At 54.8% G+C, this 12,423-nt stretch carries 11 protein-coding genes and 1 tRNA gene; 2 read left to right on the top strand and 10 right to left on the bottom strand.

Going from position 1 to position 12,423, the window contains the following annotated elements:
* Nucleotides 1-27 precede the first annotated feature (27 nt).
* From PFER_RS02165 to serK, 6 genes are all read right to left on the bottom strand, one after another.
* Nucleotides 28-264 carry a hypothetical protein gene (locus PFER_RS02165; RefSeq protein WP_170218344.1) on the bottom strand — a complete coding sequence of 79 codons (237 nt, stop codon included), beginning with the start codon at nucleotides 262-264 and terminating at the stop codon, nucleotides 28-30.
* Nucleotides 265-870: 606 nt separating this feature from the next.
* Nucleotides 871-948, bottom strand: a tRNA-Val gene (locus PFER_RS02160).
* A 76-nt stretch (nucleotides 949-1,024) separates the two neighbouring features.
* On the bottom strand, nucleotides 1,025-1,819 hold the full coding sequence (gene dph5 / locus PFER_RS02155; RefSeq protein ID WP_048148255.1) for a diphthine synthase: 795 nt from the start codon (nucleotides 1,817-1,819) through the stop codon (nucleotides 1,025-1,027).
* Between the two features lie 59 nt (nucleotides 1,820-1,878).
* Nucleotides 1,879-2,484 carry a tRNA (pseudouridine(54)-N(1))-methyltransferase TrmY gene (gene trmY, locus PFER_RS02150; protein ID WP_048148253.1) on the bottom strand — a complete coding sequence of 202 codons (606 nt, stop codon included), beginning with the start codon at nucleotides 2,482-2,484 and terminating at the stop codon, nucleotides 1,879-1,881.
* Nucleotides 2,481-2,729: a hypothetical protein gene (locus PFER_RS02145; protein WP_048148250.1), complete on the bottom strand. Its 249-nt coding sequence runs from the start codon at nucleotides 2,727-2,729 to the stop codon at nucleotides 2,481-2,483. The genes trmY and PFER_RS02145 overlap by 4 nt, the downstream gene beginning before the upstream one ends.
* A gap of 76 nt (nucleotides 2,730-2,805) precedes the next feature.
* Nucleotides 2,806-3,534, bottom strand: coding sequence for an L-serine kinase SerK (gene serK / locus PFER_RS02140; RefSeq protein WP_048148248.1), 729 nt, complete (start codon nucleotides 3,532-3,534; stop codon nucleotides 2,806-2,808).
* Nucleotides 3,535-3,713: 179 nt separating this feature from the next.
* Between serK and PFER_RS02135 the strand changes: the two genes are divergently transcribed.
* Nucleotides 3,714-5,126: a DEAD/DEAH box helicase gene (locus PFER_RS02135; RefSeq protein ID WP_048148246.1), complete on the top strand. Its 1,413-nt coding sequence runs from the start codon at nucleotides 3,714-3,716 to the stop codon at nucleotides 5,124-5,126.
* On the opposite strand, the gene truA is transcribed toward PFER_RS02135, so the two are convergent.
* Together truA and PFER_RS02125 are read right to left on the bottom strand one after the other, a co-directional pair.
* Nucleotides 5,101-5,901: a tRNA pseudouridine(38-40) synthase TruA gene (gene truA / locus PFER_RS02130; protein ID WP_048148239.1), complete on the bottom strand. Its 801-nt coding sequence runs from the start codon at nucleotides 5,899-5,901 to the stop codon at nucleotides 5,101-5,103. The two genes, PFER_RS02135 and truA, sit on opposite strands and share 26 nt — an antisense overlap.
* Nucleotides 5,902-5,952: 51 nt before the next feature.
* Nucleotides 5,953-8,184 carry a methyl-accepting chemotaxis protein gene (locus PFER_RS02125; protein WP_048148236.1) on the bottom strand — a complete coding sequence of 744 codons (2,232 nt, stop codon included), beginning with the start codon at nucleotides 8,182-8,184 and terminating at the stop codon, nucleotides 5,953-5,955.
* 193 nt (nucleotides 8,185-8,377) lie between these two features.
* Between PFER_RS02125 and pheT the strand changes: the two genes are divergently transcribed.
* Nucleotides 8,378-10,072, top strand: coding sequence for a phenylalanine--tRNA ligase subunit beta (pheT, locus tag PFER_RS02120; protein WP_048148234.1), 1,695 nt, complete (start codon nucleotides 8,378-8,380; stop codon nucleotides 10,070-10,072).
* Between the two features lie 224 nt (nucleotides 10,073-10,296).
* On the opposite strand, the gene PFER_RS02115 is transcribed toward pheT, so the two are convergent.
* Entirely contained in the window at nucleotides 10,297-10,938 is a 642-nt protein-coding gene (locus PFER_RS02115) for an alanyl-tRNA editing protein (protein WP_048148231.1), read from the bottom strand.
* A 62-nt stretch (nucleotides 10,939-11,000) separates the two neighbouring features.
* On the bottom strand, nucleotides 11,001-12,404 hold the full coding sequence (locus PFER_RS02110; RefSeq protein WP_048148229.1) for a CGP-CTERM sorting domain-containing protein: 1,404 nt from the start codon (nucleotides 12,402-12,404) through the stop codon (nucleotides 11,001-11,003).
* Nucleotides 12,405-12,423 lie beyond the last annotated feature (19 nt).

Genomic DNA, 12,423 nt, shown 5'->3' with positions numbered 1-12,423 from the left:
AAAACTACGAGGTAATGCAAAACTCGCTCAAAAACTTCCCTGTTTTAAAAATAGCACTCTTCTTCCGCCAGCGCTGAAGCTTTTGAAAAAAGCTTCACCAAAAGTTTCAATGTCCTCCAGGATTGGTCTGATAGTGCTGGATTCTCCGGGCAAGTGGGCAGAATAATGCGGTTTCTTCTTTTTTAACGCCCTCCGGGCGTTGTACTGTGAAGAAACCCCTTTAAAAACTGCTAGTTGAAGAGAGAATCCTCTGGAATCCAGCACTTTAACAAGGACATTCCACCTTTGATGAAACTTTGCTCTGCAAGCTTTTGGAAAAAGCTTGACCAAAAAACTCTCCCTTCTTTTTTTAACTAGCTTGTTGGAGGGGCGTATGCTCGCTCTGGAGGCAACTCCATGCGGGTTTACTCTCTAAACTCATTCGCAAATTGTGATTTCGAACTTTCTTTTTAGTGCCCTTGGGCACTATACTATGAGGAAATCCTGCCAAATCAGCAGGTTAGGGAGTAAACCCGCTTAAAAACTTGCTTGTTAGAATCTCATACTCCTCTTCCGCCAGCGCTGAAGCTTTTTCCAAAAGCTTCACTAAAAAGTTTGTAGCTCTTCTCAGGAAGGGTTTTTATTCGGGATTTTTTGCTGTGTAAGTGCTTATTTTTGAATGAGAACCGGCGGGGGGAGCTTTTTGAAAAAGTGTTTTCTTCCTTTTGGCGCCCTGTGAGCGCCGATTTAGAGCTAAACACGCGTTAATGGGACAAATTTAAGAGTTCTCGCTTTCAAAAATAGTCTTTCGACAGGAAAAATCGCGTAGAATTAGCATTCTGGCAAAGAGCTACGAACCTTGATCAAACTTCGCGCAGGCGAAGTTTGTACTGGTGGGCCCGCGGGGATTCGAACCCCGGACCTTCGCCGTGTGAGGGCGACGTCATAACCAGTCTAGACCACGGGCCCAGCCCAACGCAACCTTCTTTTTCCGGCTCAGGCTTATAAAGTTTTTGGAGGGTGGCCCCCGTAGGGCCCAAACCTCTCAAACATCCTCCAGTATCTCCCTCGGCGCCCCCGCGAACCCCACCAGATACTCCGCCTCAACTATGTGGAGCCTCCCGGGGACGACCATGACGTGCGGCTGTCTTCCGAAGTCCTCCTTTAGCATGTCCCTGACGTAGCCCGCCCTTAGCGTCGGGTTGAGCGAGCCGGCCCTGGCTAAAACAACCACGAGCGTCTCCTCTGTGAAAACGCCCTCCCTTTTCATCTTCTCGACCTGGAGGAGTATCTCCATCGCCTCGTTGGCGGTCATGTAGCGGTTCTGCTCGGCTTTAATGTCGAGGAAGAGCATCGTGTGGAGCCCGCGTTCTTTGTTCTCCCTTATCACGTCGTAGTGGCTCGTGGGGAACCAGTTCTTCTCGGGATATGCAACGGTGGCACTCTTGCCGAACTTGTAGATGTGCAGGCCGGTTATCGCTATCGCGGAATAGATGCTCGGGGCGTGGATGACGTAGCTTTCCACCCCCATCTCCTTTGCCCTCAGTCTCAAATCGGAGTGAGTTGTTGCCACCATTGGATCGCCAGCTGTGAGGAAGGCCACGTCTTTGTCCTTCGCCTCGCTCAGCACGATCCTCTCGAAGTGGAGCTCGACCTCTTCCCTGCTCAGCCGTCTAATTGGCTTTCCTATGAGCTCCTCCACCTTCTCTATGGTGGTTCCCGCTAAGAGGGAGGTGTAGAACTCCGCAAAGATTGCATCGCACTTTCTCGCAGTCTCGAGGCCCTTGAGGGTTATGTCCTTCTCGTCGTAGAGGCCCAGACCTATGAAGTAAATCGCCATACGTTCACCTCCGGGTCGGAAAACCGGTCTTCATCACGGCTCAGTCCAGGGAGTTCTCCTCATCCCAGGCGGAGCCTGTCGAGGGTGATGTTCACGTAGGAGATGACGTGGGAGGTTAAATAAACCTTTGGGCCGACGCTTATGCGCTCTGAGATGCCGTCCAAAAACCGCTCGTTCTCTTCGCTGAGCCCTATGTGGTCTCCGAGGACGAAGGCGACGTTTCCCCCAAAGCTTACATCCGAGATATCCCTCCCGTTCTCGTGGAGGTGGAAGAGCCTCGCCTCCTTCAGTGTTCTCCTAACCACGTCCTCGAACGTCATGTTGCTCACGTAGAGGCCGGGGAGTACTTCGACCTCTTTGACCGGCTCCCTGAGGCCTTCGCCCCCCTTCAGTGCCTTCGCTATGAGCTTTGCCGTGCTCCTCTCGTCCGGGTTGAGGCGTACTTTGAGGCGCGGCCCCTCGAAGCGGATGGTCTTTGGAGGGTTAGGCGGGCCGTTGAGGTTGAGCCACACCCTCACGCTCTTCCTGAAGCCGTGGGAGAGCATGAAGGCAGCGTTGAGCGCGCGACATAACAGGTCTATCCTGCCGCTCGTTCCGGGAAGGTCGGAGAGGCTGAAATCGGCCTTCGTGTGTGCCTCATTGGCCTTGATTATGAACGTCCTCACAGCTCAACTCCCCTCACGTGGTCGCTCACGTAGCCCTCAAGTATCTCCACCCTCACCTTCCTCTTCTCCCCCGTGAGGTCGGCCATCAGCTCGACTCCCCTGGCGTAGTCCCATAGTCTTCTGCGCGCCTCCTCCTCTATAACCTCGCACATCACGATGATTTCGCGCTCGTTCTCTTCGCTGGCGAGTTCTATTACCCTCTGGGCATCTTCGACCGTAAACGTCCCCCTCTTCTTGAAGAGCATCTCCACCACCTTGGGAAGATTGGCGGGAGAGAATAAAAGGGCATCGGGTGTGGAAGAAAGAGAAGGCGCGGGGCCTTCAGAAGAGCTCCTCGAGCTTCACATCGATCTTGTCCGGGTTGAAGGGAAGGACGTGCCTGGTGGTCTTCGGGGAGTAAACCTCTCCCCTCTTCACGAGCTCCATAACTTCCTCCTTGCTCGGGGCCTTCCTGATGAAGACGTAGTTAATCTCACCCTTGCCCATGTCCTCCCTGGCGTCCTCCTTGAGGCCGTAGTAGATGAGCTCTATCTTGCCCTCAACGCTCATCTCGTCGAGAACCTTGCTGACCTTCTTCTGTTCCTCAAGGGAACCGGGTATGGCGAAGCTCTTCTCGCCGACAAGGGCAAAGGCTATCTCGCCCCTCTCGGCCTTCTCCTCGGCCTCAGGGTCCTCGATGACCTCAAGGCCTTCCTTCTTGAGCCTCTCGAGAACCTCGTTGAGGTCGCCCTTGAAGGCCGGGTACCAGGTGTATACCTTGACGTCGTCGCTGAAGTAGTCGAGAATAACTGACGGGGCCTTCTTGGCGCCGAGCTTCTGGAGGCCGGCCCAGCGGTGGTGGCCGTCAACGATGAGGTACATGTCCTCACCGGGAACCTTCGCGAGGAGCATGGGCTTCCAGAATATTCCGGAGCCGGTGACGCTCTCGATAAAGGCCTCAAGCTCCTTCTGAACGAGCTGCTCGTGAGGTTTCATCTTATCGAGCTCAATAAAAACGTAATCAACCTTTTTCGTGGGTATGTCGTACTTCGGAACCTTCTCCACTCCCATTCTCAGCCCTCCATAAGCTTTCAGATATGTGAAAGGTTTTATGGTTAAAAAACTTGCTGGAATTTTTTGTAAATGCCCGTCCGAAATTATTTCCCAGAATCTCCGGGAAATCGAAGTATTTTCACTCCCGCACAAAAGGTATTTAAAGGGATAAGGAAGAGAGTTTATTTTGATTCGCCATGAACACCGTGACGAACACCATCACCCTCCGCATACCTGACGGGAGCGCGAGAGCGTACATCGTGAACGCTCCCCCCAAGGCTTACTTTCTCATTGAGAACCTTCTAACGTACAAGCGCGATTTTGGGAAGTGGAAAAGGGCCGAAACGATATACGACCCCTATGAGCGTGCCCTGCCCGTGGGGGTGATACCGCGGGTGAGGGAGTTCTTCAGGGAGAAGGGAATAAGGGTGCGCGTCAGGGACGAGAGGACCGTTAAGGGCGTCCCAATAAACGGGGAATGGAACGAGGAGATAAAGCTAAGGCCCTACCAGCAGAGGGGTGTTAAGAAGGCCCTAAAGGCCGGCATGGGTGTTCTTGCCCTCCCCGTGGGGAGCGGTAAGACCATAGTTGGTCTCAGAATCATCCACGAGCTGAACATCTCATCGCTCATAATCGTCCACACCAAGGAGCTCCTCTACCAGTGGGCGGAGCAGGTGGAGCGCGTTCTCGGGGTTAAACCGGGCATAGTGGGGGACAACAACTGGGAGGAGAGGCCCGTAACTGTGGCCATGATCCAGACGCTGCTTTCGAGGGGCGTTGATAAGCTCTCACTCGACTACGGCGTTGTCATGTTCGACGAGTGCCACCGCACTTCCGCCGCCGAGAAGTTCTTTGAGCTCGGCATGAGCCTCCCCCAGAAGTACCGCTTCGGGCTCTCGGCCACACCGTGGAGGCGCGTTAAGGGGGAGGAGATAAAGATTGAGGGTGCAATAGGACCCATCATCTACGAGATAAGGGCAGACACGCTCATAAAGGAGGGCTTCCTCGCGAGGCCGCGCTTTAAGGTGCTCCGCTACGAGAGCGAGAAGGTTCCCTTCAGCGAGCGTTACAAGGAGTTCTACGAGGAGATGGTGATGAACCACCACGAGAGGAACAGGGCCATAGTCAGCGAAGCTGTAAGGCTCGCGAAGAAGGGTCATCGCGTTCTGATAGACGTTAAGAGGATAGAGCACGGTGAGGAGCTCGTGAAGATGCTTAAGGAGCACGGGGTTAACGCGGAGTTCCTGAGCTCCCAAACGCCGAACAGGTGGGAGATACTCGAGGCCTACAGAAACGGCGAGATAAACGTACTCGTCTCCACGCTCCTCAAGGAGGGCGTGGACATACCCGAGATATCGGCTATAATCCTCGCCGGTGGTGGGAAAAGCGACGTCATGACGATACAGACGATAGGGCGCGCCTTAAGACCGAAAAACGGGAAAAACGCGGTTATCGTTGATGTGCTTGACGATGACCCGCTGCTCTTCACGCACTTCATAGAGCGCCAGAAGGCCCTCCTCGGCTACTACGGCAAATACTACGACAGGGCCCTAATGAATGAGTTCGGAATCGGGGAGAAGAAGTCTAAAAAGCGCGCAAAAAGTCGCTGAATAACGCCGCCCTAACGGCCGCGCGGGCGTACCTCTCGAAGAAGTCCCTTTCGATTTTCTCCCTTGCCTCACTCCCCATCTCGAAGGTGACTCCCGGAAGCTCGACCTCCCAGAGCACGAGGTTTTCAGGTGGGGCCGGCGGGAGCTTTTTCTCGACCTCGCGGTTGAGCATCGCCCTCACTTCACCTGTAGAGAGTTCTCCCCTCGAGCAAAGGAGGAGGGCCGTCGTGATGCGCCTCACCATCTCCCAGAGGAAGCTCTCCCCCCTGAACTCGAGCACTGTCACCGGGCCCTCTTGGAGTACCTCGATTGATTTTATCGTCCTCACGGGGTTCTTGTGCTTCTCAAGCCTGGCGAAGTTGCTGAAATCGTGCCTCCCCACGAATAGAGAAGCACATTCCCGGAGGGCGGCCATGTCAACCTCACCGGCCACGTAGTAGCGGTAGGTCTTTCCCCTCGAGGCGTAGCGGGGGTTGAACTCGGGGGGGACAACGGCCCTTCCTACGACCCACACATCCCTGAGGTGGTGGTTGAGAATCCTCGGGAGTGTTAGTTCCGGCCGTTCGGTATCAAAAGCCACGACGTTTCCGAGGGCGCTCACGCCCCTGTCCGTTCGGGATGCCCCCCTGAAGTTCGCGCTCTTCGCGTCCTCTATAATTCCCACCCTCGTGAGGGCCCTTAGAATCTCTCCCTCCACCGTCCTAAGCCCGGGCTGACGCTGGAACCCGTAGAAGGCACTCCCATCGTAGGCCACTTTGAGGGCAACCCTCTCCACTCCAATCCCCCGAAAAAAGTGGGGGAGGAATTATATAAAAGTTGGCCCGGCCTAAAGCCGGAACCGCTGAACGCTCTCTCTCAGACCGTCTGCAATAGCCTTGAGTTCCTCCGTGGCCCTCTTCAGCTCCTCTATAGCTGCTGTCTGCTCCTCAACGGCGGAGCTGACCTCCTCAGCCGAGGCAGTGGTCTCCTCAGCCGAGGCAGCGAGATTCTCAAGGGCGCGGAGTGATTCCTCCACCTCGTGCTGCATTTTGAGCATCTTCTCCTCTATTTCGCCGGTTCTGCTTCCCAGGTGGCTTATCATGTCCGCTATTCCTGAGAGGTAGTTTATGGTCTCCTCAAGTGTCCTGGTGGAGTTGTTGACCGCCGCCACCCCCTCCTTTGTGGCACCAACGGCGTTCTCCACCTTCTGGGTCATGCGCCCTATGATGTCGTTGATGTTGTCGGCTGCCTTCTTGCTCTCCTCGGCGAGGTTCCTGATCTCCTGGGCAACGACTGCGAAGCCCCTGCCGGCCTCACCAGCCCTTGCCGCTTCGATAGCCGCGTTGAGCGCAAGGAGGTTCGTCTGTTCCGCTATATTTCCGATGGTATTTGTAATTTCACCGATGCTCCTGCTCATCTCGTTGACGGCACTCACCGCCTCCTCTATGAAGCGCATCGTCTCCTTCATGCTCTGAAGCTGCTTCGCGGAAATTTCGCTGCTGGCCCTCCCTTCCTCCGCCGTGCTAACGACCTCGCCGAGGGCCCTCTCGAACTCCCTCATCGTGTTCACGGTCTCCACGCTCACGTCCGCGACAAGCCTTACTCCCTCGGTTATCTCGTTTATGTTCTCCTGCTGCCTCTGGGCCTCAATGCTCACCTGCTGAACCGCCTCGTTAACCTGGGTGATGGATTCACTAACGTCGTTGGCGACGCTCGTGAGAACCTTTGCCCTCCTGTCTATCTCGTACCCGACCTCGACGATGTTGCCTATGAGTTCCCTCATCTGTTCGGACGTCTCACGCAGGGCCTTAACGATTTCCCTGAGGTCCCCCTTCGCCTCCTCGTCTATACTGTGGTTGAGCTCACCCCTCGCCATGGCGTCCAGCTTGTCTATAACACCATTGAGTGTGCTTATCACGTCCTCACTGATGGCCCGGAAGGCGTTGAGGAGCTTGCCTATTTCGTCCCCCTCCTCGCCGTACCTGATGCGGCCCACGAGCTTCTTGGCCTCCGTGAGACGGCCCTCCGCTATTAACTCGGCCGCCCGGGTGAGCTGGGAGATGGGCTTTAGGGTGGAGTTTAGGAGCTTCATGTTGATAAAAGCCACGGTCATGGCCGTGAACAGGCCAACGAGAAGAGCCAGGAGGAGAACGTGGTTCGCCCTTGACTTTGCGCTCTCAATGGACTGCACGATGTCCTCCACGAGCTCGTTTTTAGGGGCGGTGGCCACGAGCACCCACCCGGTTGTCCCGCTCTTTGAGAACGCCGCCACCTTTTCAACGCCCTTCCACGTGTACGTCACTATGCCCTCATTCTTCCCCGAGAACACGGCATCCGCGAGTTCTTTGAGTGCGGCCTCCTCCCTTATGTTGAGCTTCCCCACGTAGTCCTCGTTCGGGTGGAGGATGATGGTGCCGTTTTTGCTCACTATGTATATGTACCCCGTCTTCCCGATTTTTGTTCGTTTTATCTCATCCATAATGCTCGAAACGTCGAGATCCACGCCCAGAACGCCCCTCACCTTTCCGTTGACCTCCACAGGCGTGACGTAGGTTATAACGGTTTTACCGGTTATCTTGTCCTTGTACGGCTCAATCCACAGGTCGTGGCCCTTGGAAGCCTCCCTGTACCACGAGCTCTCCCTCGGGTCGTAGTCATCGGGAAGCTCCGCGGGGGGCACTATGAAGAGCTTTCCATCGTCTGTGGCGTAGTAGGCGTTTATTATGTTCGGATTTGAGTCCTTTAAATCCGTCAGCTGCTTTGTAACCTCCGTGTCGAACATGTTTGTGCTCGTGATGCTGAGACCGAACACCTTCTTGTCGTAGATACTTGCGATGGAGAGTGCGTTTGCTCGGGTTAGGACTTTGAGGTTCGTCATTGTCCTCTCTATTCTCTCCGCGTACTTCTCGCTCTCGAGGAGGGCAATCTTCGTGGCGTGCTCGTTCATGGAAGCCGTCATGCTCGCTTCAACGTCCCCCGAGAGGCCATTAATCGCGTAAATCTGGAGCAGAAGCATGAGGACAACGAGAATCGCGAGTGAAGTGAGTGTGGTCACGTAGAGTTTCTTTTTGAACTGCACAGACCTCCCTCCCTGATTGGTAGCTTTCCAAAGAGTCGCCAACAGCAATGTAAAACAACCACGAATTTTTATATTTTTTGGATGTTCATTAATGCAGAAATTTTGCCATTGTAGTTTCCACAGGAAGCGCGCCGGTCACTCACGGCAAAAAAGTGATAAACCCAAAGTTCTACTCTCCCCGGGAGGTGTTTAAATGCCGAAGTTCGATGTCTCAAAGTCCGACCTCGAGAGACTCATAGGGAAGAGCTTCACGGTCGAAGAATGGGAGAACCTGTTCCTTTACGCTAAATGCGAGCTCGACGATGTTTGGGAGGAGAACGGCGAGGTTTACTTCAAGGCCGACTCGAAGGACACCAACAGGCCCGACCTCTGGAGCGCCGAGGGGATTGCGAGACAGGTTAAGTGGGCTCTCGGTATGGAGAGGGGCCTGCCAGAGTACGAAGTCAAAAAGAGCGACGTGGTCGTTTACGTTGACGAGAAGCTGAAGGACATCAGGCCCTACGGTGTCTACGCCATCGTCGAGGGCTTACAACTCGACGAAGAGGCCCTGAAGCAGATGATAAACCTGCAGGAGAAGGTCGCGCTCACCTTCGGGAGGAGAAGAAGGGAGGTAGCGATAGGCGTTTTTGACTTCGACAAGGTTAAACCGCCGGTATACTACAGAGCGGCCGAGAAGACCGAGAAGTTTGTTCCGCTTGGCTACGACGAGGAGATGGCGCTCGAGGAAATCCTTGAGAAGCACGAGAAGGGGAAGGAGTACGGCCACCTGATAAAGGACAAGCCCTACTATCCGCTCCTCGTGGACAGCGAGGGCAAAGTGCTCTCCATGCCGCCGGTAATCAACTCGGAGATAACGGGGAGGGTAACCACCGAGACTAAAAACGTCTTCGTTGACATAACCGGCTGGGACCTGAACAAGATCCTCTTAGCGCTCAATGTCGTCGTTACAGCTCTGGCGGAGCGCGGCGGGAAGATAAGGAGCGTTAAAGTAGTCTATCCGGACTTCGAGATAGAGACGCCAGACCTAACGCCCAGGGAGTTCGAGGTCGAGCTCGAGTACATAAAGAACCTCACCGGCCTTGAGCTGAGCGACGAGGAAATCAAGGAGCTCCTCGAGAGGATGATGTACGAGGTCGAGCTTGAGGACGGAAGGGCAAAGCTCCGCTATCCTGCCTTCCGCGACGACATAATGCACGCGAGGGACGTTCTTGAGGACGTCCTCATAGCCTACGGCTACAACGAGATTGAGCCTGAGGAGCCGAAATTGGCTGTCCAGGGCAGGGGTGAGGACTTCGAAGACTTCATCACAGCCATCAGGGAACTCATGGCCGGCTTTGGTTTGCAGGAGGTCATGACGTTCAACCTCACCAACAGGGAGGCCCAGTTCGAGCGCATGAACCTCAAGGAACCACTCTTTCCGGCCAGGGAGCTTGTGGAGATAGAGAACCCGGTGAGCATGAAGTGGTCCGCCCTAAGGAGCTGGCTGCTGCCGTCGTTGATGGATTTCCTGAGCCAGAATACGCACGAGGAGTACCCGCAGAGGCTCTTCGAGGTGGGCAAGGCGACGCTCATAGACGAGGAGTGCGAAACCCTCACGAGAAGCGAGGACAGGCTTGTGGTGGTTCTGGCGCACCCGCGCGTGACCTTTACCGAGGCCAAAGAAATCCTAGACGGGCTCATGAGGCACCTCGGCTTTGAGTACGAGGTTGAAGAGATTGAGCACCCGAGCTTCATCCCCGGAAGGGTTGGAAAAGTGGTGGTTGAAGGAAAAGAGATAGGTATCATAGGAGAGGTACACCCCCTAGTTTTGGAAAACTGGGGCCTCGAGATGCCCGTGGCCGGTTTCGAGGTTGCTCTGCGGCCCCTCTACAGGGGCAGCTTCCTTTAATCCCCCTTCTCATTCCTTTTGCTGAACAACTCCCACATTATCTCAAAGTTGGTCAGGTTGGCCAGCATTTCGACGTTTACCTTCTCCATCGTTTCACCCGCTACAGCGTTGGCACGGGGCTTTATCAACTTTTTTGAAGAACCTTTGAACGGTGTCCAAAATATGCCTTTATGTTTATCAAAAAACTCGTCGGTATATCGCCAAAAGAGGGGGAATGAAGAGGGTCAATCCTCAAGCCACAGCTCAAGCCTCTGCTTGCCCTTCCCCAGGCTGGAGCGCTTGAGCTTCTTGAGGTGGCCTATCTCCCTTATGTCCCTCACGTGAGTCCCGCCGCAGGGAATCGGCTCGAAGTCCCTTATCTGGGTGTAGCGCGTCTCCCCCTCCCACCATATCTTCATCTCTCCGCCCTCGTCAACGTAGCGGTTGAAGAGCTCGATTATCTTCTCCTTGTACTGGTTCACGTTCTCGGGATACTCTATGTCGTAGCGGCCCTTCTCGGCGCTCATCCCGCTCCCGTAGAGCCTCCAATCGCCTGGTAGAACCTCGTTGAGCACGTGGTCGAGCAGGTGCATGGCTGTGTGTATCCTCATCAGCCTGTAGCGGTAGTCCCAGTCTATTTTGAGCTCAACCTCGTCTCCAACCTTGAACTTCTCGGGCTCCTTAACCACGTGCCACACGTTCCCTCCCTCGTCCTTGTAGACGTCCAGAACCTCAACGCCGTTTATTGTGCCCCTGTCGTGGGGCTGGCCTCCGCCCGTCGGGTAGAATATCGTCTGGTCCAGGAGGAGGGCGTTGTCCCTAATTCCCAAAACCTTCGCCTTTGCCTCCCTCATGTATGCGTCCTCATAGTAGAGCTTCCTCGTCAAGTTCACCACCGAAAAAAGTTGTCATCAGCGTTTAAATGGGTATCGAAAAGAAGGAAAGGGTATCAGCGCCTCCGCCTCAGGAGAAGTGGAAGCAACGCAAACGCCCCTATGAAACCCGGACCGCAGGTTCCTGTTTTTGAAGAACTCTCGGTGGAAGATGGCTCGTTCAGGCGATACTTGACGTAAACCTCCTCTGGTACTTCCTTCACGAGCTCGAGTATGTCGTCCTTTGTGGCACCATAGCGGAGGTAGATGCTGTTCTCCATGACGAGGGTGTTGCCCTCCCTCGTGACCCTAAGCTCGATTCTGTTGCCCTTGTAGTCCTTTGTGAAGTTCTCCGGAACCTCCACGAACTCACCGTCCTCGAGGGTTATCTCCACCCGGGATGTCTGGTTGAGCTCGTAGGGGAACCTCCTTCCGAGGGAATCGGGGTTGATCTGGAAGTTGGGGATGTAGGTGTACTCGTAGAGGTCGCCGTTCTTTTTGGTGTAGTTCTTCACCACCCAGTTCCCCATGATCTCTATCGGCGTGTCGCCCTTCATATCGCCGAGCGTGACGTTTCCGCTCTCAACGGTCACGCCCTGAGCCTGCAGCTGGGCTCTCGTCTGCTGGGTGAGGAGCTTCGTCGCGTTCTCAACTCCAAGCTGGAGGAGCTGAAGCTTCGTCTGCATTATGTACTCTGGCGGGCTGTAAAGGCGGTCAATCGTGGTGAGCTCCTCGTGGTCAGGGTAAACATGGAGCTTGAGCACGCGCTCTGCCTTCCAGAGCTCGTGGATGTCCTCGCCCTTTATGCCCTTGTATGTTATGGGGAGCATCTTGTAGTCGCCGAAGAGGGAGACGAGCTCCTGTGTCGTCGTGTTCGCAACGAGGTGGATGTAGGTGTGTATGCTTACGCTGTTACCTGAAACGTTTGACTCTATCTTCACGCTGTTCTCTCCAAGGGTGTTCTCGAAGGGCTTGGGGACGCTTACATCCGAGGCATCCTCGGGAAGCTGGATCGTGAAGTAGCTGTCGAGCGTCATGTTCTGGGCTATTCCGCCACTCTGGAAAGCCTGACTGAGGTCAAGGAGGCGGAGGATGTCAATCTCTAGCTCCCATGTGTCATCGTAGGCGTAGTATTTTGCCAGCTCGGCGAAGTATCCCCTGAGAGTCTTCTTCAACGGCCCGGTTGTGTTGTAACCCTCTAGCTCAACGGTGCCGTTTATGAGGTACAGTCCAGCGGAGCGGAGCTTCTGCTCTTCCTGGTAGAGGATCGCCTTGCTCGCGTTCTCCACGGTCATGTTCATTATAGCTTCCTTGCTCTGGTTGATTAAATCCTCAGGAGCGTACCATATCGTCGTGAACGTTACGTTCGCATTTCCCTTCTCATCAATCGTGTAGAGAGCCTCATAGCGCTCCCTGTATTCGGCGTGGACCATTCCCAAGAAGAGGGAGGCCACTATTAGAGCCACCAAAATCCTTTTCATTTACATCACCTCTAAGCAA

Source organism: Palaeococcus ferrophilus DSM 13482, from assembly GCF_000966265.1.
GTDB classification, from domain to species: Archaea; Methanobacteriota_B; Thermococci; order Thermococcales; family Thermococcaceae; genus Palaeococcus; species Palaeococcus ferrophilus.
This window is presented reverse-complemented; position numbering and strand designations above follow the sequence as displayed.

Bases quoted from the DNA above. Each gene is read 5' to 3' on its own strand.
- PFER_RS02145 (WP_048148250.1), bottom strand. From the start codon at position 2,729: ATGCTCTTCAAGAAGAGGGGGACGTTTACGGTCGAAGATGCCCAGAGG.
- PFER_RS02135 (WP_048148246.1), top strand. From the start codon at position 3,714: ATGAACACCGTGACGAACACCATCACCCTCCGCATACCTGACGGGAGC.
- PFER_RS02110 (WP_048148229.1), bottom strand. From the start codon at position 12,404: ATGAAAAGGATTTTGGTGGCTCTAATAGTGGCCTCCCTCTTCTTGGGA.
- serK (WP_048148248.1), bottom strand. From the start codon at position 3,534: ATGGGAGTGGAGAAGGTTCCGAAGTACGACATACCCACGAAAAAGGTT.
- dph5 (WP_048148255.1), bottom strand. From the start codon at position 1,819: ATGGCGATTTACTTCATAGGTCTGGGCCTCTACGACGAGAAGGACATA.
- pheT (WP_048148234.1), top strand. From the start codon at position 8,378: ATGCCGAAGTTCGATGTCTCAAAGTCCGACCTCGAGAGACTCATAGGG.